At 30.6% G+C, this 23,403-nt stretch carries 25 protein-coding genes, 1 pseudogene and 1 riboswitch; of the genes and pseudogenes, 7 read left to right on the forward strand and 19 right to left on the reverse strand.

Translation table 11 applies throughout. The annotated features are described in order from the left end of the window. The 6 genes from gcvP to ACTTAY_RS04080 all read right to left on the reverse strand — a co-directional run bounded on the left by gcvP (window position 1) and on the right by ACTTAY_RS04080 (window position 7,031). A complete protein-coding gene (gcvP, locus tag ACTTAY_RS04055; RefSeq protein WP_440618717.1) occupies window positions 1-2,871 on the reverse strand; it encodes an aminomethyl-transferring glycine dehydrogenase in 2,871 nt (956 codons plus the stop codon). Further along, complete coding sequence (gcvH, locus tag ACTTAY_RS04060; RefSeq protein ID WP_440672469.1) at window positions 2,871-3,251, reverse strand: glycine cleavage system protein GcvH; 381 nt, start codon at window positions 3,249-3,251, stop codon at window positions 2,871-2,873. The genes gcvP and gcvH overlap by 1 nt, the downstream gene beginning before the upstream one ends. Further along, window positions 3,251-4,351, reverse strand: coding sequence for a glycine cleavage system aminomethyltransferase GcvT (gene gcvT / locus ACTTAY_RS04065; RefSeq protein ID WP_440672470.1), 1,101 nt, complete (start codon window positions 4,349-4,351; stop codon window positions 3,251-3,253). The genes gcvH and gcvT overlap by 1 nt, the downstream gene beginning before the upstream one ends. A gap of 78 nt (window positions 4,352-4,429) precedes the next feature. Continuing rightward, window positions 4,430-4,519, reverse strand: a riboswitch (glycine riboswitch). Window positions 4,520-4,550: 31 nt separating this feature from the next. Next, a complete protein-coding gene (locus tag ACTTAY_RS04070) occupies window positions 4,551-5,423 on the reverse strand; it encodes a DMT family transporter (protein ID WP_440672471.1) in 873 nt (290 codons plus the stop codon). Then, window positions 5,423-6,364: a biotin-dependent carboxyltransferase family protein gene (locus tag ACTTAY_RS04075; protein ID WP_440672472.1), complete on the reverse strand. Its 942-nt coding sequence runs from the start codon at window positions 6,362-6,364 to the stop codon at window positions 5,423-5,425. Before ACTTAY_RS04075 ends, ACTTAY_RS04070 begins: the two co-directional genes overlap by 1 nt. Then, window positions 6,354-7,031, reverse strand: coding sequence for an allophanate hydrolase subunit 1 (locus ACTTAY_RS04080; RefSeq protein WP_440672473.1), 678 nt, complete (start codon window positions 7,029-7,031; stop codon window positions 6,354-6,356). The genes ACTTAY_RS04075 and ACTTAY_RS04080 overlap by 11 nt, the downstream gene beginning before the upstream one ends. A gap of 28 nt (window positions 7,032-7,059) precedes the next feature. Here ACTTAY_RS04080 and ACTTAY_RS04085 point away from each other — a divergent pair, with 28 nt between their 5' ends. Genes ACTTAY_RS04085 through ACTTAY_RS04095 form a run of 3 tightly spaced genes read left to right on the forward strand, consistent with a single transcriptional unit; the run spans window position 7,060 to window position 9,105 of the window. Continuing rightward, the gene (locus ACTTAY_RS04085) at window positions 7,060-7,833 is read left to right on the forward strand and encodes a 5-oxoprolinase subunit PxpA (RefSeq protein ID WP_440672486.1); all 774 of its coding nucleotides are present in this window, start codon (window positions 7,060-7,062) and stop codon (window positions 7,831-7,833) included. Beyond that, window positions 7,833-8,315: a tetratricopeptide repeat protein gene (locus tag ACTTAY_RS04090; RefSeq protein ID WP_440672474.1), complete on the forward strand. Its 483-nt coding sequence runs from the start codon at window positions 7,833-7,835 to the stop codon at window positions 8,313-8,315. The genes ACTTAY_RS04085 and ACTTAY_RS04090 overlap by 1 nt, the downstream gene beginning before the upstream one ends. Window positions 8,316-8,319: 4 nt before the next feature. Beyond that, complete coding sequence (locus ACTTAY_RS04095) at window positions 8,320-9,105, forward strand: putative hydro-lyase (protein ID WP_262589614.1); 786 nt, start codon at window positions 8,320-8,322, stop codon at window positions 9,103-9,105. On the opposite strand, the gene ACTTAY_RS04100 is transcribed toward ACTTAY_RS04095, so the two are convergent. Genes ACTTAY_RS04100 through ACTTAY_RS04115 form a run of 4 tightly spaced genes read right to left on the reverse strand, consistent with a single transcriptional unit; the run spans window position 9,106 to window position 12,401 of the window. Beyond that, a complete protein-coding gene (locus ACTTAY_RS04100) occupies window positions 9,106-9,813 on the reverse strand; it encodes an ABC transporter ATP-binding protein (RefSeq protein ID WP_440672475.1) in 708 nt (235 codons plus the stop codon). It abuts the gene before it with no gap. Further along, window positions 9,803-10,525 carry an ABC transporter ATP-binding protein gene (locus ACTTAY_RS04105; RefSeq protein WP_440672476.1) on the reverse strand — a complete coding sequence of 241 codons (723 nt, stop codon included), beginning with the start codon at window positions 10,523-10,525 and terminating at the stop codon, window positions 9,803-9,805. Before ACTTAY_RS04105 ends, ACTTAY_RS04100 begins: the two co-directional genes overlap by 11 nt. Continuing rightward, on the reverse strand, window positions 10,522-11,535 hold the full coding sequence (locus ACTTAY_RS04110) for a branched-chain amino acid ABC transporter permease (protein ID WP_440656334.1): 1,014 nt from the start codon (window positions 11,533-11,535) through the stop codon (window positions 10,522-10,524). Before ACTTAY_RS04110 ends, ACTTAY_RS04105 begins: the two co-directional genes overlap by 4 nt. Beyond that, a complete protein-coding gene (locus tag ACTTAY_RS04115) occupies window positions 11,535-12,401 on the reverse strand; it encodes a branched-chain amino acid ABC transporter permease (RefSeq protein WP_440635302.1) in 867 nt (288 codons plus the stop codon). Before ACTTAY_RS04115 ends, ACTTAY_RS04110 begins: the two co-directional genes overlap by 1 nt. A 147-nt stretch (window positions 12,402-12,548) precedes the next feature. On the opposite strand from ACTTAY_RS04115, the gene ACTTAY_RS04120 reads away from it, so the two are divergent. Continuing rightward, entirely contained in the window at window positions 12,549-13,805 is a 1,257-nt protein-coding gene (locus ACTTAY_RS04120; protein ID WP_440651084.1) for an ABC transporter substrate-binding protein, read from the forward strand. 101 nt (window positions 13,806-13,906) lie between these two features. Next, window positions 13,907-14,518: a TerC family protein gene (locus ACTTAY_RS04125; protein WP_440672477.1), complete on the forward strand. Its 612-nt coding sequence runs from the start codon at window positions 13,907-13,909 to the stop codon at window positions 14,516-14,518. Here ACTTAY_RS04125 and panB read toward each other — a convergent pair. The 9 genes from panB to ACTTAY_RS04170 are packed head-to-tail and all read right to left on the reverse strand — an operon-like array spanning window position 14,515 to window position 21,819. After that, the gene (panB, locus tag ACTTAY_RS04130) at window positions 14,515-15,291 is read right to left on the reverse strand and encodes a 3-methyl-2-oxobutanoate hydroxymethyltransferase (protein ID WP_440672478.1); all 777 of its coding nucleotides are present in this window, start codon (window positions 15,289-15,291) and stop codon (window positions 14,515-14,517) included. The two genes, ACTTAY_RS04125 and panB, sit on opposite strands and share 4 nt — an antisense overlap. 4 nt (window positions 15,292-15,295) lie before the next feature. Continuing rightward, complete coding sequence (locus ACTTAY_RS04135; protein ID WP_428080744.1) at window positions 15,296-15,715, reverse strand: VOC family protein; 420 nt, start codon at window positions 15,713-15,715, stop codon at window positions 15,296-15,298. A gap of 21 nt (window positions 15,716-15,736) precedes the next feature. Beyond that, the gene (guaA, locus tag ACTTAY_RS04140; RefSeq protein ID WP_440672479.1) at window positions 15,737-17,299 is read right to left on the reverse strand and encodes a glutamine-hydrolyzing GMP synthase; all 1,563 of its coding nucleotides are present in this window, start codon (window positions 17,297-17,299) and stop codon (window positions 15,737-15,739) included. Then, window positions 17,289-17,726 carry a tetratricopeptide repeat protein gene (locus ACTTAY_RS04145; protein WP_440635310.1) on the reverse strand — a complete coding sequence of 146 codons (438 nt, stop codon included), beginning with the start codon at window positions 17,724-17,726 and terminating at the stop codon, window positions 17,289-17,291. Before ACTTAY_RS04145 ends, guaA begins: the two co-directional genes overlap by 11 nt. Then, a complete protein-coding gene (gene guaB / locus ACTTAY_RS04150; RefSeq protein ID WP_440672480.1) occupies window positions 17,726-18,802 on the reverse strand; it encodes an IMP dehydrogenase in 1,077 nt (358 codons plus the stop codon). Before guaB ends, ACTTAY_RS04145 begins: the two co-directional genes overlap by 1 nt. A 37-nt stretch (window positions 18,803-18,839) precedes the next feature. Further along, window positions 18,840-19,451 carry an RlmE family RNA methyltransferase gene (locus ACTTAY_RS04155; RefSeq protein ID WP_440672481.1) on the reverse strand — a complete coding sequence of 204 codons (612 nt, stop codon included), beginning with the start codon at window positions 19,449-19,451 and terminating at the stop codon, window positions 18,840-18,842. After that, window positions 19,452-20,363, reverse strand: a complete 912-nt coding sequence (locus tag ACTTAY_RS04160) for a glycosyltransferase (RefSeq protein ID WP_440672482.1) — start codon at window positions 20,361-20,363, stop codon at window positions 19,452-19,454. After that, complete coding sequence (gene pssA / locus ACTTAY_RS04165; RefSeq protein WP_440672483.1) at window positions 20,363-21,169, reverse strand: CDP-diacylglycerol--serine O-phosphatidyltransferase; 807 nt, start codon at window positions 21,167-21,169, stop codon at window positions 20,363-20,365. Before pssA ends, ACTTAY_RS04160 begins: the two co-directional genes overlap by 1 nt. Before the next feature lie 2 nt (window positions 21,170-21,171). Then, window positions 21,172-21,819 carry a phosphatidylserine decarboxylase gene (locus tag ACTTAY_RS04170; protein WP_440672484.1) on the reverse strand — a complete coding sequence of 216 codons (648 nt, stop codon included), beginning with the start codon at window positions 21,817-21,819 and terminating at the stop codon, window positions 21,172-21,174. 76 nt (window positions 21,820-21,895) lie between these two features. On the opposite strand from ACTTAY_RS04170, the gene ACTTAY_RS04175 reads away from it, so the two are divergent. Both ACTTAY_RS04175 and ACTTAY_RS04180 read left to right on the forward strand, forming a co-directional pair. Next, a complete protein-coding gene (locus ACTTAY_RS04175) occupies window positions 21,896-23,110 on the forward strand; it encodes an NADP-dependent isocitrate dehydrogenase (RefSeq protein ID WP_440672485.1) in 1,215 nt (404 codons plus the stop codon). Further along, window positions 23,111-23,403 (forward strand): annotated as a pseudogene (locus tag ACTTAY_RS04180) (hypothetical protein); the annotation flags it as partial.

The following is a 23,403-nucleotide window of genomic DNA, read 5'->3' on the forward strand; positions in this document are numbered from 1 at the left end:
TTAAGCCGCGTCTTCTTTAAACTCATCCATACTTGGACAAGTACAAAAGATATTCTTGTCTCCATAAACATTGTCCACTCTTGCAACTGGTGGCCAAAATTTATTTGTTTTTAAGAACTTAGCAGGATAAGCAGCTTGCTCTCTTGAATATTTATGATCCCATTCATCTGATGCAAGTTCTATATCTGTATGAGGAGCGTTCTTAATAGGATTGTCTACTTTATCAAACTCACCAGAATTGATCTTATCTATTTCAGATTTGATATTAATTAAAGTATCACAAAATCTATCAAGCTCAGATAAACTTTCACTCTCTGTTGGCTCTATCATCATAGTTCCTGCAACTGGCCAAGACATTGTTGGTGCGTGGAAACCATAATCGATCAATCTTTTAGCGATATCTTCCTCAGTGATACCTGTCTCACTCTTAATTGATCGAATATCTATAATACATTCATGAGCAACATTGCCATTAGAACCTTTGTACAAAATTGGGAAATGATCTTTAAGTCTATGGGCTATATAATTTGCGTTTAATATCGCAACTTGAGTAGCTAATTTTAAACCTTCAGAACCCATCATTTTAATATACATCCAAGAAATTGATAAAATACTTGAGCTTCCCCAAGGGGCTGCTGAAACTGCTCCTATTCCTGTAGCAGGTCCACAATCTTTAACAACTGGATGATTAGGTAAATAAACTTGCAAATGTCTTTTACATGCAATTGGTCCCATTCCTGGTCCTCCACCACCATGTGGAATACAGAATGTTTTGTGTAAGTTTATATGACAAACATCTGGACCAAAATTTCCAGGTCTTGCTATTCCAACAAGTGCATTTAAATTTGCACCATCCATATAAACTTGACCACCGTGTTTGTGTATCAGTTCACAGATATCTGTAATTTTTTCTTCAAATACTCCGTGAGTAGAAGGATATGTAACCATTAATGCTCCAAGATTTTCAGAATGTGCTTCTGCTTTTTTCTTCAAATCTTCAAAATCAACATTTCCTTCTTTATCACAATCAACAACTACAACTTTCATTCCAACCATTTGTGCACTAGCAGGATTTGTTCCATGTGCTGAGCTTGGAATTAAACATATATTCCTGTTTTCTTCTCCTCTGTCTAAATGATATTTTCTAATTACCATCAAGCCAGCATATTCTCCTTGAGCACCTGCATTTGGTTGAAGTGAAACTCCAGAAAAACCTGTAATGGATCTTAACCAATTTTTTAGATCAGTGAATAAAGCTCTATAACCTTCCATCTGCTCTACTGGTACAAACGGATGAGGCTCAGCTAACTCTCTCCATGAAATAGGAATCATTTCTGCAGTAGCATTTAATTTCATAGTACATGAGCCAAGTGCAATCATAGTTCTATTAAGAGCTATATCTTTATCCTCTAATTTTTTTAAATATCTAAGCATCTCTGTTTCTGAATGATATGAATTAAAAACAGGATGTTCTAAGTATTTAGAAGTTCTCAGTAAATTTTTTGGTAAATTAGGTAAACTTACGGTTGGATCTTCTTTTTTAATCGATTCAGCTGCGTTAAAAATTTTCAACAATTGATTTACTCTATAAACATTTTTCTTTTCATCAAAAGAAACAGCCAACATTTCAGAATTTACTCTTCTAATATTTACTTTTTGATCTAAAGCATTTTTATAGATTTGATCAGTCTTATCTTTTGTTACAATTGTAACTGTATCAAAGAAATGATCTGAATAAATTTCATATCCAGATTGTTTTAATTTATCTGCAAAATTTTTAGCTAATTGAGAAACTCTTTCTGCAATAGTTTTTATTCCATCTGGACCGTGGTAAATAGCATATGCAGCTGAAACAATTGCTAACAATGCTTGAGCAGTACAAATGTTACTTGTCGCTTTATCTCTTCTAATATGTTGCTCTCTTGTTTGAAGTGATAATCTGTAAGCTTTATTTCCATGTCTATCTACTGACACACCAATAATTCTTCCTGGCATAGATCTTTTGAACTCATCTTTAGTTGCAAAGAAAGCTGCATGAGGTCCACCATAACCCATTGGAATTCCAAATCTTTGAGAGCTTCCTACTGCAATATCAGCGCCTAATTCTCTTGGTGTTTTAAGTAGCGCTAAAGCTAATAAATCAGAAACTAATACAGCTTTTCCATTTTTTTTATGAATTTTGCTGATAGCTTCACTTGGATCTTTGATGTCTCCTAAAGTTCCAGGATATTGAAGAATTCCACAAACTAAATCCTCTTTAAGTTGATCCAATACTTTATCTTCATTGCCAACAAGTACTTTTAATCCCATTGGCTCTGCTCTTGTTTGAATTACATCAATCGTTTGTGGATGACAATTTTCTGATACAAAAACTAAATTACTATCCTTTTTATTTAACCTGTGACTTAATCCCATAGCTTCTGCAGCTGCTGTTCCTTCATCAAGCAAAGATGCGTTTGCAATATCCATACCTGTGAAATCAACAATCATTTGCTGAAAGTTTAGAAGCATTTCTAGTCTTCCTTGTGCTACTTCAGGCTGATAAGGAGTATATGATGTATACCAACCTGGATTTTCTAGAATATTTCTTAAAATTACATACGGAGTGTAAGTTCCATAGTAACCCATACCAATAAAATTTGAATAAATTTGATTTTTTTTTGAAATTGCTTTCAATTTTCTTAACGCTTCATACTCGGAATTAGACTCTCCTATGTTTAATCCATCTTTCAATTGTATCTTTTCTGGAACTGTGCTTTTTATTAAATCGTCTAATGAATTATAATTAAGCTCCTTCAGCATTTTATTTTGATCTTCTTCTGAAGGCCCAATGTGTCTTTTTAAAAAGTCTTTTTGTGAGTTATGTAACATTAGCTATCACTCTCCTTTGCAAATTTATCGTATTCTTCTTTGTTCATTAAGCTGTCCATTTCTGAACTATCTTTTAATTTAAGTTTAAAAAACCAAGCTGATCCCTCAGGGTCTTCATTAATTTTTGCAGGATCATCTACAATAGCTTGGTTAGTATCTACTACTTCGCCACTTACAGGAGTATAAACATCACTTGCAGCTTTAGTTGACTCAACTACTCCTGCTGTGCCATCTTTTTCAACGCTTGAACCTTTTTCAGGTAACTCAGCAAAAACAATATCTCCCAACATTTCTGTTGCATGCTTTGTAATTCCAATGGTGGCAACATCGCCCTCCACTGTAATCCACTCGTGTTCTTTTGAAAATTTAACTTCACTCATTAGTTTACTCCTTTCACATAACTTTTTTTATAAAATGGTAACCCACAAACACTTGCAGGATGTTTTTTTCCTCTTACTTCTAGTAAAATTTTTGTATCAACTTTAGAAAACTCTTTATCAATGTAGCCCATTGCTATTGGACCATTTACACTTGGGCCAAAAGTTCCGCTTGTAACCTCACCAATAAGTTTTTCTGACTCATCAAATATTTTAGTTTTTTCTCTAGCAATCAATCTTCCTTCTGGCTTAATGCCAATTCTAATTTTAGAGGTACCTTCTTGTATTTCTTTCATAATTTTGTCAGAACCAACAAATCCACCATTTGAAATTCTCTCTTTAGAAATCGCCCACTTTAAGTTTGCTTCAATTGGTGTTTTTTCAGTATCAAGTTCATGTCCATATAAGCACAATCCAGCCTCTAATCTCAAGGTATCTCTTGCCCCAAGTCCTATAAGTTGTGCTCCTTTTTCCATCAAATTCTGAGTAAATCCTTCAGCTAAATCGTTGTTAATAGATATTTCAAAACCATCCTCTCCAGTATAACCAGACCTTGTAACAAAAACTTTCTGATCTTTATAATCAAACCAGTTCCCTGTCATAAAATTAAGTTTTTCAACACCTTCTATTATGTCATTTAAAATCTCAACTGACTTTGGACCCTGGATTGCAATTAATGCTCTTTGATCATCAAGAACCATTTCATATTTACTTTTAAGTAAATCTGATAAAATTTTAAAATCATTATCTTTGCATGCTGCGTTTAAAATAATTAAATATCCTTTTTCAATTTTAGTGATTATCAAATCATCATGAATTCCAGCACTATCGTTCATTAAAAAACTATATTTAGAAAAGTTTTGTTTCAAATTTTTTAAATCAAGTGGAAAAATTTTTTCAAGATCAGCAGTTAAGTCATCTCCACCATAAATAAATAATTGACCCATATGAGACACATCAAAAATACCTGCATTTGATCTTGTGAATTTATGCTCCTCAACAATCCCTTTGCTGTATTGTATGGGCATTTCATATCCAGCGAATTCTACAAATTTAGCTTGGTTATCTCGATGAAGCTTGTTTAAAGATGTTTTTTTTCCCATACTAACTCTGTCGTACCCATCTGTATTTTTGCCTGAGAGTTTTACTCCTTCGGCGAGAACTCAATCTCTTTCCAGAGTTAATATAATACGGTCCTTTTACCTGAGAGTTTCCTGGGCGGTTGCTCCTTCGGTGTCACAAAGTTTGTGATCTCTCCCGTTAACAAATATTCTAATAAATACTGTTTAATGTCAAATGTTATTAGATCGCTTTTTTTTCTGAGGTATATAAATTGTAAAATTGAAGTAAAACTGCAAGAATAACTATTGATCCTCCAATAATTACTATGAACGGTGGCTGTTCATTTATAAACAACCATGCCCATAAGGGACCAAGTACTGCTTCTGTTAACATTATGATTCCAACCATTGCTGATGGTGTTCGTTGAGCACCGATAGTAATAAATATAAAACCTAATCCTAATTGTAAAAACCCAGCTAAAAATCCTAAAAAGATATCATTAGGAGATATCATTATTTTTTCTGACATTAGGTAACCTATTAACAAAGCAAAAACACCTGCAACAAATTGAGCAGGAACCATATCAACAGTTGGATATTTTCTTACTACTAAAATTAATGTAGCAAATGATATTGGCATTATGAAAGCTGCAATATTTCCAGACATTTGGCCTGGAGATAAAGAACTTCCAACCATTAGAAGTATTCCTGAAATTGCAAGAATTATTGAAGTAAGAGTAATTGCTGAAATTTTTTCTTTTAAAAAAAAATAACCAAATATTGCTAAGAAGATTGTTTGTGTTTGAATAATAAAATTAGCATTAGCAACAGTTGTGTTATACATTGCAAACACATAACCACTAAAACCGAGTGATAAAATAAATCCACCAAAGAAACCGGGAAATCCTAAATTATAAAAGGATCTAAATACTTGTTTTTTATAAGTTAAAGCTAAGTATAAGCTAATAACAATTAAGAAAAATACTGTTCTCCAAAATAATATTTGCCAAAGAGTTGCTCCTTCAAATGACTTAACGATCAAACCTCCAAAACTGAGACTACACGCACCTAAGAAAATTAAAAAAGGTCCTGGAAGTTTTCTAATAATATTCATTATATTTGATTGAGTAAGTTCTGAGTATCCATCTCATACAATTTAAATAAAGTTTCTGCATCAGATAAATTTATCTCTTTAAATTTAATTTTTGAGCCAGGTGATATTTGTACTAATCGATCATAATCAACGCTGGCTACCACACCAATTTTTGGATATCCTCCAATAGTACCATGGTCTGACAGCATAATAATCGGGTTTCCATCTGCAGGTACTTGGATAACTCCTTTTAACAAACCTTCTGATTTAATATTGGTATTTACAATGTTTTCAATTTTTGGACCTTCTAAACGCATCCCCATTCTGTCTGAGAGTTTTGATACAGAAAATTGTTTTTCAAAAAATATCTTTTTTCCTTCCTGAGAAAAATAATCAAAGTTTGGTCCTTTTATTACTCTGATATTTTCAACTTTAGAATTTATATAGTTAGTTTTTTTTTTACTTTGGTCTGTATTAATATTTAAGATATTTATTTTTTGACCGTTCTCTAATTTTTTTCCACCATTTGATCCGATATTTGCCTTGGTATTTATAGAGCAACTATTCCATTGAAATTTTAAATCTAATTCTCCACCAACTGCTAAATAGCCATAAACTGATTTATTTGTTGATATAAGATTGATTTCATCTCCACTTTCGATTTGATAACTCTCATAACAATTACCATCAATTTCTGTGCCATTTTTAATAATTTTAAAAACAATATCGCCAGTGACTACTATGTTAATTTTATCTCCAGAATATTTTAAATGTGGTCCTTGGTATGCAAATTCTATAACTGGAGAATTTAATTTATTACCTACCAGCTTGTTAGCTAAACTATAATTTCTATTATCCATTGCTCCGCTAAATGGAATTCCTATATGATATAAATTGTTTCTTCCTTGGTCTTGAAAGGTTGTATTTACTCCAGCTCTTATAATTTGGAAATTATTTGTCATTGTAGCTATTATATTTTTCAAGATTTATTTTTTTAAAAACTACTATATCGCCAGGATTTATTAAATTTGGCTCTTCCTCTTTTGAATTATCAAAAACATCTAAAGGTGTATTACCAAGTATGTTCCATCCACCAGGGCTTTCAAATGTATAAATATTTGCAAATTGTTCAGTTAAAGCAACTGATCCTTTGGGGACTTTTACTCTTGGTGTTTCTAGTCTTGGTACTCTCATATTTTCATCCAAATCACCTAAAAAAGGCATACCAGCAATAAATCCGGTCATATAACAAAAATATTCCTTACTAAAAAAATTTTCTAAAATTTTATCTCGATTAATATTTAATTTTTCTTCTAATCTTTTTATATCAAGAGAAAATTGATCATCACAACAAACTGGAATTTCTATTTTGGTGCTATTGTTGTCTTGAGTTTCATTAACATTTAAATTTTCAATCAATTTTTTAACTTCTTTAAAGTTTGTTTTTCTAAGGTCGTAAGAAACTATTAATTTATTATAAGAAGGAGTAAGATTATTTATACTTTCAACGTTCTCTTTTTTTAAAGCTTTAAAATATTTTATTACTTTAGAGTTAACTGATTTATTTACCTCTACACCAAAATCGCAATAAACAGCTGCGTCACCAAGATTTGATATATTTTTTATCATGGCATGTTATACTTCAACAATTAGAACTATGGAAATTAATATAAATTGTGATTTAGGTGAAAAATCAAAACACCATTCAAATAAATATGATCCAGACTTACTTGATATAGTAAATTCTGCTAACGTAGCATGTGGATTTCATGCTGGTGATGAAGAATCTATGAACCAAGTGGTTCAAATATCAAAAAAAAATGGCGTTAGTATTGGAGCCCACCCATCATTTAACGACCCAGAAAACTTTGGAAGACAAAGAATGAACCTAGCACCTGAAGAAGTTAGAAAATTAATTATTGACCAATATGAAATTTTACAAAAAATTGCTCAAGATCATGGAGAAAATGTTACTCATATAAAACCACATGGAGCGTTAAATAATATGGCGTGTGAGGATATTGATCTTGCTACTACATTAGCGAAAGCAATCAATGAAATAAGTAAAGATTTGATCTATTTAGTTCCTACTGGCTCTAAAATGGAACAAGCAGCTAAAAAATTAGATATGAAAATTGCCTGTGAAATTTTTGCAGATAGAACCTATGAAGATGATGGAAATTTAGTTTCTAGAAAAAAATCACATGCATTAATCACTGATCCTGAAGAAGCTAAAAAACATGTATTAAGCATGGTTAAAAATCAGGCACTGAATTGTCACAGCGGAAAGCAAATACCTTGTGAAATTGACTCTGTATGCATACATGGAGATAACAAGAGTTCACTTGCTACAGCAAGATCAATTAAAGAAAATTTAATTGAAAATGGACTTAACTTAAAACCTTTAAGCCAAATGGAGAAATTTTTATAATGATAAAAAAAATATTCTTAATAATTGTATTAACATTATTCTTAACAAACCTAATAGCTGCAGGTACAGACAGTACAAGCAAAGTGAAATCTGATTATGATAAGGCTGTAACACACATCAAAGTTGCAAAAAATTATGAAAAAAAAGGTAAACTAGAAAAAGCCAAAAAAAGATATGAAAAGGCTTTACCTTTACTTATTAAATCAAACAAGAAGAAACCACTTCAGGCGGATACTTTAAACTATTTAGGATTTACAACTAGAAAACTAGGTGATTATGAAAATGGAGAAAAATATTATCTTTTAGGTCTAGAAATTGATCCAAATCATAAAGGTATCAATGAATATCTTGGAGAACTTTATGTTGCTACAAATAGAATGGATTTAGCTAAAGAAAGACTTAAAGTATTAGAAACTTGTAACTGTGAAGAATATAACGAGTTAAAAGAAATAATTGAGGGAACAAAGAAATCTAAATACTAATTTAATGCTAGATATTCAAGATCCATTAGAGGCAAGAAAAGTTATCAGAGAAAATAATTATAAAGAACAGACAGCAGGTGCTGCTAACAAGTATGTTCAAGGAAATCTTTGTATCTTACCAAGCAAATATGCAATGGACTTTGCTTCTTTCTGTCAAAAAAATCCAAAACCTTGTCCATTAATTGGATTTGGTACTAAAGGAGATCCTTCATTAAAAGATCTTGGTGATATTGATATTAGAACTGATGTTCCTCAATATAGAGTATGGGAAAAAGGAAAATTAGTTGATGAGCCATATGATATTAAAAAATATTGGAATGAAGATTTAACAACTTTTGTTCTGGGATGTTCAATGTCTTTTGAGCTGCCTTTAATTGAAGCTGGTATTCCAATTCAACACATAGAAAACAATACTATTGTTCCAATGTATAAAACTTCAATAGACTGTGAACCTGCTGGACAATTTTCAGGAAAACTAGTTGTGTCTATGAGACCCTTAAGTTCAAAGGATACAATTAGATCAATTCAAATTAGTTCCAGATTTCCAGCTGTGCATGGTGCACCAGTACATGTTGGTAATCCAGACGAAATTGGAATTAAAGATATAATGAAACCTGAATATGGTGATCCACCTAGAACAATAAAGAACAACGAAATTCCTGTATTTTGGGCGTGTGGTGTTACTCCTCAATCTGTTTTAGAAAATTCAAAACCCGATTTTTGTATTACTCACAGTCCAGGTAAAATGCTTATTACTGATAAACTAAATAACGATCTTGCTGCTTTTTAATTAATTTCCTAAAAAAACTTTAGTAACTTTTTCATTATCAATTAGATCTTCTGATCTACCATCGATAACTAATCTTCCACTTTCTAAAACATATCCTCTATCTGCCATACTTAATGCAAGTCTTACGTTTTGTTCTACGAATAATATTGATATCCCTTCTGCAACTATATTTTTAAATATCTTAATTAAGTCTTTCATAACCATTGGTGATAGACCTAAAAAAGGTTCATCCACCATCAAAAGTTTTGGTAAACCCATCATTCCTCTAGCTATAGCTAACATTTGTTGCTCACCACCTGACATTGTTTTTGCTAACTGATCCGATCTAGTTTCTAGTTTTGGAAAAATTTTATAAACCTTATTTAATGAATTTGTTAACTCTTCTTTTGCTTTTGGATGCCAAGCACCCAATAAAAGATTTTGTTTAACTGTAAGATGAGGAAAAACTCTTCTTCTTTCAAGTACATGTGAAATTCCTAACTCGGTTCTTTTATAAGTTGGAATATTTGAAATTAAAGTATTATCAAAAGTAATAGAACCTTTTTTATGTTCAACAAGATTACTTATAGTATTTAAAACAGTACTTTTACCAGACCCATTTGGTCCTAAAAGTGCAACCATTTCAGCTTTATTTACATTAATAGAAACATCCCAGATAACTTGGAAATCATCATATAAAACATCAATATTTTTTACATCAAGCAGCATCAAATGTTCCTAAGTAAGCATCAATTACTTGTTTATTATTTTGAATTTCTTTTGGTTCACCAAATGCAATTCGTTTTCCTTGATCTAAAGCAAGAACATTGTCCGAAATTTCCATAATAATATTAATATTATGTTCTATTGTGATAATCGTTACACCTGTCTTTTTTAATTTTTTAACAAGTTCTACAAGTCCAGGAATAGTCTTTTGGTCCACACCACCTGTTACTTCGTCCATCAAAAGTAATTTAGGATCAATAGCCATAGCTCTAGCCATTTCTAATCTTTTCCTTTGTCCAGTTGATAACTCTTTTGCAAAGTGATGTCTTTTTTCAATCAGATCTACAAAGTCAATAATTTCTAAAGCTCTATCTCTTGCTCTTTTAATATCTTTCTCTTTAACAAACGCTCCTATCATAACATTTTCAAGTAATGTTTGATCTGCAAATGGTTTTAGTTTTTGAAAAGTTCTACCTACTCCAAGGTTACTTATTTTATCAGGGCTAATTCCAAAAATATTTTTATCAAAAAATTTAACTTTTCCGGTGTCTGGTTTTGTAAAGCCAGTAATCAAATCAAATAAAGTAGATTTACCAGCACCATTAGGTCCTATCACTCCTAAAATAGATCCTTCTTCGACATCAAAAGAAATATCTCTATTTGCATGGATTCCACCAAAAGATTTACTCAGATTTTCAACTGTTAAAATTTTCATCGTTGTTTTTTTCTTTCTAAAATATCTTTAGGAATAAATGAGATCAGACCATTTGGTCTAAAAATGCAAATAATCATTAAAATCAAACCATAAAAAATTAAATCAACAGCACCACCGGTACCTCCTAAATAAATTCTTGAATATTCTGAAATTGGTACAAGTATTGCAGCACCTATAATTGGACCCCAAACATTTCCAATTCCACCTAGTACTGTGATTAATAAAACTATAATCGATATCTCAATATTAAAAACTCTGTCTGGATCAATAATTAAAATATATTGTGCAAACAAGCTACCCATTGGAGCCATGATCATTGCTGAAATCACATAAGCTATAATTTTATAATTCGAAACGTTTATACATAAACTTAAGGCTGCTTGTGGGTCATCTCTAACTGCTCTCAATCTGTAACCCAATTTAGACCTACTCAATAACCACACTAAAAAGAATGTGATTAAAAAAAATATTAAAAAAACATAATAATAGGGAGCTTTACTGCTATGAAATTGCAATGCAGACCATGAGTCTTCTGGTGTCATTGTCACCCACAGTCCTGATGCAGCTCCTACTAAATCCCATCTTTGAAAAACTACTTGGAAACTTATACCAATTAATAAAGTAGCAATTGCAAAGTAGTGACCACTTAACCTAAGCATTGGTATACCAATTAACACAGCAAAAATTCCTGAAACAAACATACCAAAAAATATACTTATCCAAGGTGTTATTCCGTACTCCATATAAAAAAATGAGGTTGCATAAGCACCAATGCCAAAAAACGCTCCATGACCTAAACTAATTTGACCTGAAAAACCTGCAATTACATTCCAAGACTGAGCCATAACTGCATGCATGAAAATCATAATAAATAAATGGAGATAAAATGAATTCATCCCAAAAAGCGGCAGTGCAAACAAAAGTATAATTAAACCAGCAATAATTGATATTACTCTATTATTTGTATTCCAAATTGGTTCTGATTTTGCAATTGCTAACTTACTATCCATTAATACCTACCAAACAAACCTTGAGGTTTATAAATCACAACTAAAAGATAAATTGCAAATACATATAAAAGTTTAAATGATGGATCGATCAGTAATCCACCTAAAGATTCTACTAATCCGATAATTATACCAGCATATAAACATCCAATAATACTTCCAAAACCTCCTAGAGCCACAGCAACAAAAGCAAATAATGCAAAATTAATACCAACATCAGTAAAAATAAAAAAATAGTTTGCCATCATTCCACCAGCTACTCCTACACAACCAAGTCCAATCGCCCAACCAATTGCAAACATTTTGTTTGATGGAATACCTAAAATTTCTGCCGCATGTCTATCTTGAGCTGTTGCTTGCAGAGCTAATCCAGTTTCTGTTTTTGTTACAAACCAATACAAACCAAAAAATGCAACTAAACAAACAAGACTTGCATATAATTGGGGTTGACCAATAAACACAGATCCAATTTCAATACGCCCCTCTAATAAAGGTTTATCAACGTTTCTAAAATCTGGTGTCCATAATAATTGAGCGATCGATCTAATAAAAATAGACAATCCAAATGTTGCACAAATTTGGATAAGCATTTTTGCTTTTAAGATGTATCGAATTAAAAAATAATGAGTAACAATTCCACAAAATGCCAACAAAAGTATAGTAATTGGAATTGAAAACAGTGGATCTAAACCAAATAAAGACCAAAGCCAAAATGATGAAAACATAGACAACATTAAATGCTCTCCATGAGCAAAGTTAACAATTTCCATTAATCCAAAAATTAAACTTAAGCCTGCTGCGATTAATGCATAGATTAATCCCATCATTAATCCTGTGACTATAGCTTGAATTATAATTTCAGAAGTCATTTGGTTTATTTTTAAAGTATATATAAAGAATGTATATATTAAACAAATACTTCTTTAGCATTGATAAAATAAAAAAACTAAACCATTGAATTGATCAAATGAATAGTATTAAGTTAGAAATTTAAAAATTAAACAAGAGGGAAAAAAATGAGAAAATTAATTCTTACAGTATTTACTTTTTTTTCATTAGTATCTGCGCCAGCAATTAGTTACGCAGAAGATGTAAAAATTGGAGTACTTTATCCACTTACTGGACCTGTTGCACAGGTTGGTAAAGATGCTGTTGCAGCAGTTAAAACAGCTTTAGATATCATCAATAACAGTCATAACATTCCTGGCATGCCACTTGCAAAAGATGCTGGATTAAAAGGATTAGGCGGCGGTAAAATATCTATCGTTGTTGGAGACCACGGTGGAAAACCAGATATCGGTGTCGGTGAAACTGAAAAAATGTTAAATTCTGACAAAGTTCACGCAATGTTTGGAGCTTACTACTCATCAGTAACCGGTGCTGCTAGTCAAGTATCTGAGAGAGCAGGAATACCTTGGGTAAACGGTGAGTCTACTTCTCCAAAATTAACAACAAGAGGATTTAAATACTTCTTCAGAGTTACTCCACACGATGGTGAGTTCACTCAGCTTATGTTTGAATTCATGAATGACTTTAACAAAAAGAATAGCAATAAGTTAAAGACACTAGGTATTATTCATGAAGATACATTGTGGGGTGCTGACAGTGGTGGAACTCAAGACAAAATGGCTAAAGAACAAGGTTATGATGTTATAGAGAAAATTAGCTACAAAGCTAAAACAACAACTTTAAGTTCTGAAGTACAAAGATTGAAAGCAAAAAACCCAGATGTTTTATTGCCTTCATCTTATACAGCTGATGCATATTTATTTTTAAATACTGCAAAAGAACTTGATTACAATCCTAAACTTTTAGTTGCTCAAAACGCTGGTTATACAGATCCTAAATTCATAGACACAATGGGAAGCAAAGCAGAAGGTGTGATCACAAGATCACCTTTTAACACTGACTTAGCAAAAACTATTCCTATGATTGGAACTGTAAACGACTTGTTTAAAACACACTCTGGTGGAAGAGATTTATCAGATGTACCTGCAAGAGCATTTACAGGTTTTATGGCTTTAGCTAATGCAATTAATAATGCTGGATCAACAGATCCTGAGAAAATCAGACAAGCTCTAGTAAATCTAGACATGTCATCTGAGTCTTTAATTGTTCCTTACAGAGGAATTAAATTTGGTGCAGATGGTCAAAACGAAAAGACTAGAGGTATTTTAATGCAAGTTCAAAATGGAAAATACTGTACGGTATATCCATTTGAATTAGCAGCTTGTGAGTTAAAATATCCTATGCCTACTTGGTCTGAAAGATAATTTAAAAAAAATACAATTATTAAGGCGGTCAAATTTTTTGACCGCCTTTTTTTTATTCTTTTGATTGCAATCTTCTTAAATTGAAATAATAATTAGACATCTTGATTGAAGAGCTCATAATTCTAACCCAAATTATTTTTATCACTATTATCTTAACAGCAGATAATGCTGTGATAGTTGGTTCTATTGCATCAAATTTTGTACCCAAAAATAGAAAGCAAATTATCTTATGGGGAGTAATTGGAGCATTTGTATTTAAAATCTTTTTTGCAATCTTTGCTACTTTTTTATTTGAATTTTATTTTATAAAAATTTTAGGTGGGTTGTTGTTAGTGTGGATAGTTAATGATTTAAGAAAAGACCTTGTTGATATTAAAAATATAAAACCTTCAATTAAAAAAACAAAACAACCATCGTACATAAATAGTATAGGTAAAGTACTATTTGCTGATCTAATGATTAGTTTTGATAATGTAATAGGTGTTGTTGCTGCAGCTCAAGGATATTTTGGCTATATGATTTTTGGTCTTGTCCTATCGGTCATTCTTACAGGTGCATTAGCAACTTATATGGCTAACTATATTCAAAAACATATTTGGATAGCTTACATAGGCTTAATATTTATTTTAGTTGTTGGTCTACAATTAATTATAGGTGGTTTAGTAGATCTTGAGATACTCAATATTAACGAGGAATTTAAAAAATACTTTTAATTAAAAGAGTATTTTTTTGAGGGGAATTTTCTTGTTTTAACTTCACTTGCGTATTTAGAAACTGCTTTTGATATTTCTGTCTTGATATTTGCATATTTCTTAACAAATCTAAATTTAATTGGATTTAAACCTATTAAATCATCAAATACCAAAATCTGACCATCACAATTATTAGATGCGCCTATCCCAATTGTTGGAACACTAACACTTTTAGTCACTTGTTTTGCTAATGATGTTTGAACACACTCTAAAACTATGCAAAATGAGCCAGCTTCTTCAACTAACTTTGCGTCTTTCATAATATTTTCTTTTTCACTTTGTTTCTTACCTTTAAATTTAAATGTTTTATCTGATTGAGGCAAAACCCCTATGTGGCCCATTACAGGAATATTATTTTTAACTAAAGTTTTAATAGTATTTATAATTTTCTTTCCACCTTCTAATTTGACACCATCACATTTAGTTTTTTTCATTATTAATTTTGCATTTTTTAATGCCTCTTTAGGATTACGATAAGTATTATGAGGCATATCAACAATCATTAAACTTTTTTTAATACCCATACGAACACTCTTAGAGTGTTCGATCATTGTATTCAAAGTTACTTCTCTAGTAGACTTATAATTATATAAAACTGATCCAAGTGAATCTCCCACTAAAATTAGATCACAATAATTGTCTAAAACTGAAGCAATATTTTTAGAGTAAGCAGTTAAGGTTACTAATTTAGTTTTATTTTTTTTCTTAATAAAATCTGAAATCTTTTTATTCATCGACTTACCAGGAGCCGGTATTTTCCATTGACGCCCAAGGCTCTTTAGGCTCTAAGTTTCCTTCTTGTAGGATTTCTATTGAAATTTTGTCAGGTGATCTAACAAATGCCATATGACCATCTCTTGGTGGTCTATTAATAGTGTAGCCCATATCCATTAATCTTTGACATGTCTCGTAAATGTTATCTACTCTATATGCAAGATGACCAAAATTTCTAGAACCTTCGCCTAGCTCATCTCCATCCCAATTATAGGTTAACTCAATTTCTGCCTTTTCATCGTTAGGAGCTGCAAGAAAAATTAAAGTGAATCTTCCTTTTTCATTTTCCATTCTTCTTGTTTCTTTTAAACCAAGGCCTTCACAGAAGAATCTTAAAGATTCATCTACATCTTTAATTCTGATCATTGTATGTAAATATTTCATAAGGTGTTTTTATAATTAAAATTACTCTAATTCAATAGTACTTGGTGGTTTAGATGTAACATCGTAAACAACTCTATTAATGCCTCTTATGCTATTAACAATTTTATTGGAAATAGTTTGCATAAAAGATTTTTTAAACTCATAAAAATCTGCAGTCATTCCATCTTCAGAGGTAATTGCTCTTAGTAAACATAAATATTCATATGTTCGATTATCACCCATAACTCCAACTGTTTTAACAGGAAGTAATGCTGCATAAGCTTGCCAAATTTTGTGGTATAGCCCATGATCTCTTAAAGCCTGAATAAAATAATGATCAGCTTCTTTTAGAATTTTTATCTTTTCATTAGTAATAATACCTGGCATCCTGATTGCTAAACCTGGGCCAGGAAATGGATGTCTTGAAATTATTTCATGACTTAAATTTAACTCTAGGCCTAATTTTCTCACCTCATCTTTAAATAGAAATTTTAATGGCTCTACTAACTTTAAGTTCATTTTTTTAGGTAAACCACCCACATTATGATGTGATTTTATTTTAGAAGTTTGACTTCCAGTAACAGACTTACTTTCAATTAAATCTGGATACAAAGTCCCTTGTGCCAAAAATTTTACATTTTTTATTTTCTTTGCATATCTCTCAAATATTTTAATGAATAGATTTCCTATAATTTTTCTTTTTTTCTCTGGATCGGATACATTTTTTAATTTACTTAAAAATTCCTTTTCAGCGTTCACGTAGATTAAATTCATTTTTAGTCGTTTTTTAAAAGTTTGAACAACCTGAACTTCTTCATTTTTTCTAAGCAATCCAGTGTTAACAAAAATACAATATAGTTTTTTTCCTATTGCTTTATTCAATAATTGAGCCACCACACTACTATCTACACCACCTGATAATGCACAAATTACTTTATTATCTCCAACTTGAGCTCTGACATCTTTAATTAATTGTACCTTTTGATCTTTTGATGACCAATTTTTCTTAATTTTACAAATAAGAAAAATAAAATTACTAATTAGTTTTTTTCCGTTCTCTGTATGAGTTACCTCTGGGTGAAACTGAACACCATAAAAATTTTTAATTTTATTTTCTACAATTGCAAATTTAGAATTTGAGCTTGATGCAATTACTTTAAAATTTTTAGGTAATTTAGATACTTGATCAGCGTGGCTCATCCAGACTACTTTAGATTTTTTTGTACCAAAAAAATTATTAGTTAAGAGACTATTATTTTTTTTAATTACATTTGCTAAACCAAATTCACGGTGCTTTGATTGTTTTACTCTTCCTCCATTAAGTTTTGACAATATTTGGTGTCCAAAACAAATACCAAGAACAGGAATATTTAGTTCTAAAATTTTTTTATCAAATGAGTACTTATTAATTTGATAAACATTCAGAGGACCTCCTGATAAAATTACACCTTTTACACTTTGATTAATTTGATTAAGTTTAATTTTTTTATGACTTACAATATCAGAGAAAACTCCAAGCTCTCTAATTCTCCTTGCTATTAATTGAGTAAATTGTGAACCAAAATCTACAATTAAGATTTTGTTAAGGCTATTATCAAGACTCATTACTTGGTTCTAGATTTTTTAAAGACTCTAAAATTTCATTATTTTCATCACATAATGACTTACATACTTGAACAAATGTTTCAGATAATTCTTTAACTTTATCGTAATTGGATTTTTCAAGTGCAATTTTCATTAGCATTAAAATAGCTTCTTCATTTTGAGGATCAATTAATAAAGTGGTTTCTAAGTTGTATTCTTCTTTTCTTTGATCTTCCTCGTGATTATAAATTTTTGCTAAATACAAATATGAATTTGCATCCTTTGGATTAAATACAATATTTCTCTCAAATAAGAATCTCGCATCCTCATATTTTTCTTTTTCATATAATTTAATTGCTTCATTAAAAAAATTTTCCTTTGAAAAAGAATTAGATTGAAACGAAACAATTAAAACAACCAGTGAAATAAATTTCAAAATTTTATTCATTAATATTTACTATCATTTTTGATTACGTCTACATTATGAACCATACTTTCGTAAAATCCAGCTTTAGTAATTTTAACAAATTGTGGTTTATTTCTCAATTTCACAATTTCTTTTGAACCAAGATAACCCATAGATGATTTAAGGCCACCAATTAATTTAAATATAATGCTGCCAACATCTCCTTTGTATTTTACAAAACCTTCTACTCCTTCTGGAACATACTTTGATGTATCTTTTTGCTTAGTTTGAAAATATCTATCTGCTGAACCTTTGTTCATTGCACCTACTGACCCCATCCCTCTAAAGCTTTTAAATAATTTTCCATTTTTTTTAATTAGTTTGCCTGGTGTTTCATCTGTACCTGCAAATAAAGAACCTATCATTACAGCGTCTGCCCCTGCTGCAAAAGCTTTTGCCAAATCTCCTGAATATTTAATTCCACCATCAGAAATTATTTTTACATTTTTATTTTTAAGTCCATTTCTTACAGATAAGATTGCACTTAACTGTGGAACACCAATTCCAGCAACTAACCTTGTTGTGCAGATTGATCCTGGTCCAATACCAACTTTAATAATATCCACTCCTAATTTAATTAAAAATTTTGCTGCTTCAGGTGTTGCGATATTTCCAGCACATAAAGCGATGTTCTTACTTTTAATTTTTTTTATATATTTAACTATTTCTCCCACTTTTTTGGTATGTCCGTGAGCAGTATCTACTACAATTAAATCGACACCTTCTTTAAGAATGGCTTTTGATCTATCAAATTCAGCAATTGATGCTCCAACAGCTGCACCAACTAATAATTTTTGTTTTTTAACTTTTTTAATTTCTAAGATTTGTTTTTTGATATCTAAATTTCTATGAATAACCCCTATTCCCCCAGCTTTACCAATTGCTATAGCCATATTGCTTTCTGTTACAGTATCCATAGCAGAAGACAAAAGTGGGATTTTAAGTTTTAAATTTTTCGTTAAATTTATTGATGTATTTACTTCAGATGGCAATATCTCCGAGTACTTCGGGACTAATGTAACATCATCAAAGGTAAGTGCTTCTTTTATAGGAACCATAATCTTTTATATACGATTCCTTTTAATTTTAAAGTCTCTATCTAAGTTTTTTACAAATTATAAAACTTTCTTTTGAATCTTTTCTACTCGATTTAGGTTTAAAAACCTTAACTTCTTTAAAATATTTTTTACCTTCTGCGACTATTTCGTTGAAAGTTCCCCCCATAAAGATTTTAGAAATAAAGTAACCATTTTCATTTAGCAAGTCTTTCGCAAATACCATTGCCTCTTTACAAAGTTCTCCTGTTTGAATTGAATCAATATTTTTAATTCCTGTGGTATTTACAGCCATGTCTGACATCACAACATCTACTTTAGAGGTTGTGTTTTTTTTTATCTCTCGCTGAACTCCTTCTTCAGTGAAATCACCTTGTATTTGGATACTTGATCCAATTGGCTCCATTTTTTTTAAATCAATTGAAATTAATTTCCCATTCTTAGATACTTTATTTGCATATTGTGACCAACTTCCAGGGGCAGCTCCAATATCAATAACGGTTAATCCGCCTTTAAAAATTTTAAATTTTTCATTAATTTCTATAAGTTTGTAAGCAGATCTAGCTCTATAACCATCAACTTTTGATTGTCTAACGTATGTATCTCTTCGCTGTTTGTTAACCCAATTTTTTGAAATTTTATTTTTTTTCAATTAATTTTCAAATCTTAAGCTTTTATTTAATATTTTGCCATCAAGAGTTTTGATTTCAATTTTAATATCTTTATTTACTCTCATGTCTAGATTGTCTTTCCAAATGCCAGCAGCAAGATGCATTATTCCAATTTTGTAATTAGGTAAATAAGGTTCAACAAATGTATTATTTACCTCATCAAATTTTGGTAAAAGATTGCTTGTTATCCAATTACAATTTAAAGGTAAAAATTCTGTTTCAATATTGTCGTGATAAACAGAAATGTTCATTGCAAGTTGTTCAGAGCCAAAAATATCTCCATGTTTTAAAGTTTCTCTAAGATTATTTTGCCAAATTTCCCAAGATTTAGAATTTTTTTCTAAAGAAAAAACACCTATATTTATATGAGGTGCAAAAGCTAATTTCCTAGCTTTGTCCAAATTAATTTTAGATTTTACTGCATGTTTAAAATTTTGAGATTTAATTATTGCGAGTTTTCCAAAAACCCAATTTACTTTTGAGGTAATTTTATAACCTGGTCCAATAGTTTGAGTTATTCCCAATTTATTGTCATCACATGCTTTAAAATATAATTCTATTGTTTGCCAGTCATTGACCCAAGCATCACAATCAATCCATAGATATTTTTCATAATTAGGAAAATATTTTGGAAGAAATGCCCTTGAAACTTGACTTTTTAACCACTCTCTTGCTTTAATTTTGCTTTCAGGAACTTTAATATCCCACTCTGCAGATTTAATTTCATCTACTTTAGGTATCAATTTATTTTTTTGTTCTTCTGATAATCCAGCATCCAAAACACATATTGCTGTATCTTTGCTCGTTTCAAACTGTTTGATAGAGTCTATTAATTCGTCCAACAAAGGGAAATAATTAGAGTCTGCTAAAGAAACAATGGTATTTTTTTTCATTACAATACATCTTCAAGATTGTCATCTTCATCGTCATAATTCTGACCTTCGTTTTCTTTTTTAAGTTTTTGATAATGAAAAAAACTTATTGGAAGCATAGCTAGATAAATTAAAGCACTCACAGAAATTACATTAAATGGATAAATTAATAATAATCCAAAAAATAAAACAATTCCGAATAATAAGAATATTGTTGCTTTTCTTTGAATTACAATTTTTTTAAATGAATAACTTGGAAACTTACTGATCAATAAAAAAGAAGTAACAATGAAAAATATTGGCACAATAATTGCATAATCTATTTTAAATAACTTGATACTTGACATGCTAAAAATCAGTGGTGTTAATATTAAAATTCCACCAGCTGGAGATGGGACGCCCTCAAAAAAATTATCTCTCCAAGATGGTTCACCTCCAGTATTTACATTGAAACGTGCTAATCTTAATGCAACGCAAATTACATATATTAAACAAACTAACCATCCAAACCTTCCAAGTTCATTTAATTTCCAAAAATACATTATGAATGCTGGAGCAACACCAAAACTTATCATATCAGTCAAAGAGTCTAATTCTTTTCCAACTTTTGATGTACCTTTGATTAATCTTGCTATTCTTCCATCTAGTCCATCAATTACAGCTGCAATAATTAATGCAATGATTGCAAACTCATATCTTTCATCCAATGCAAATCTTATAGAAGTAAGACCAATACAAACACCTATAAGTGTCAGCATGTTAGGTAAAATTACTCTAGCACTCCTTTTTTCAGGAACTATTTTAAAATTTTTTTTAGGTTGTTGCATATCTATCTTTTAGCTAATAGAGTTTCCCCTGAAATAGCTGTTTGACCAATTTTTACTAATGGTTCATAATTTTCATAGTAAACATCTGCTCTACTTCCAAATCTTATCATTCCAATTCGATCACCTTGATTAAGTGTTTGATCTTTATTGGTTTCACAAACAATTCTTCTTGCAACTAAACCTGCTATTTGAACTACAACAATATCATTTCCATGGTTATCTTTTAATTTGTAATAGTTCCTCTCATTATCTTCACTCGCTTTATCTAATGAGGCATTTAAAAACTTTCCTGGTTTATACAAAATATCTTGGACTTGTGCTGAACACGGAGCTCTATTAACATGACAATCGAATACATTCATGAAGACACTAATCTTTTTAAATTTCTTGTTTTCTAAATTTAATTCTTTTGGTCCATCTACCTCTTCAACTTTAATTATCTCTCCATCAGCTGGACTTACTAGATAATTATCGTCTCCAATGATTGCTCTTTCCGGATCTCTAAAGAAATAATAAACCCATATAGTTAATAGCAATCCAATTAATCCTAAAAATCCATTTACTAGTAATAAGATGATTGTAATGAAACCTGCGATTACAATAAACTTGTAACCCTCTGTATGTATCTTTGGAAAAATTTTGGTAAACATATTCTTCTATTTGCTAATTTTCGATTAATATGTATATAAACCAATCAAATTCAATTAATAAGATAAATTTATTTTAATGAGCAAAATCAAGGTAAATAATCCAGTTGTCGAGCTAGATGGCGATGAAATGACACGAATTATTTGGGAATTTATAAAAAATAAATTAATTCTGCCTTACCTAGACCTTGGTATCGAATACTACGACCTAGGAATGAAAAGTAGAGATAATACTGATGATCAGATCACAATAGACTCAGCAAATGCAATCAAAAGAGTTGGGGTTGGGATTAAATGCGCAACAATCACTCCTGATGAAGCAAGAGTAGAAGAATTTGATTTAAAAAAAATGTGGAGATCTCCAAATGGAACTATCAGAAACATTATTGGAGGAACAGTCTTTAGAGAACCTATCATTTGTAAAAATATTCCAAAGCTAGTCCCTTCATGGACAGATCCTGTAATCATTGGAAGACATGCTTTTGGTGATCAATATAGAGCAACTGACTTTAAAGTGCCTGGAAAAGGTAAAATGGAAGTTAAGTGGACATCTGAGGATGGAAAAGAAGAAATTAAATACGAAGTATTTAATTTTACAGGTCCAGGAGTAGCTCTATCAATGTATAATTTAGATAAATCTATTCAAGACTTTGCAAGATCATGCTTTAGCTATGGCTTAATTAAAAAATGGCCTGTGTACATGTCGACAAAAAATACAATTTTAAAACAATACGATGGAAGATTTAAAGATATTTTTCAAGAAGTTTTTGATACTGAATACAAAGAAGAGTTTGAAAAACATAAGTTAACTTATGAACACAGATTAATTGATGACATGGTTGCATGTGCAATGAAATGGAGTGGAAAATATATCTGGGCGTGTAAAAATTATGATGGTGATGTTCAATCTGATACTATGGCTCAAGGTTATGGGTCACTGGGATTAATGACAAGCACTCTATTAACTCCTGATGGAAAAGTGATGGAAGCAGAGGCTGCTCACGGAACTGTAACTAGACACTATAGAATGCACCAACAAGGTAAAGAAACTTCCACAAACCCTATTGCATCTATATTTGCATGGACAAGAGGATTAGCTCACAGAGGAAAATTAGATAATAATCAAGAATTAATTAAATTTGCTCAAGCGTTAGAAGAGGTATGTATCGAATGTGTTGAAAATGGCTCAATGACAAAAGATTTAGCAATACTAATTGGGCCTTTAAGTAAATATCTTACAACAAACCAATTTTTAGACCAAATAGATAAAAAATTAAAAGTTAAACTAAATTAATTGAAAAAAAAGTTAAATAATATCCTTTTTATAAATACTGGTGGTGGAATAGGTGATGCATTAAATTCTTTAAATATAATTAATTATTTGAACAAAAGTTTTTTAATTAAAAATATATATTACTTTTCAAATGATCTTGATAACTTTTGGTATGAAAAAAAACTTAAAGAATTTAAACCAAAAAATTTAATTACAGTCAAAAATTTTCCATCAGGGTTTGGATTTGAATTTAAACACATAAAATTCTCTAAAAAATTAATAAATTTATTTGATTTTAACAAGTTTGATTTAAT

Origin of the sequence: Candidatus Pelagibacter sp. HIMB1715, from assembly GCF_052047595.1 — a bacterium.
Taxonomy (GTDB): Bacteria; Pseudomonadota; Alphaproteobacteria; order Pelagibacterales; family Pelagibacteraceae; genus Pelagibacter.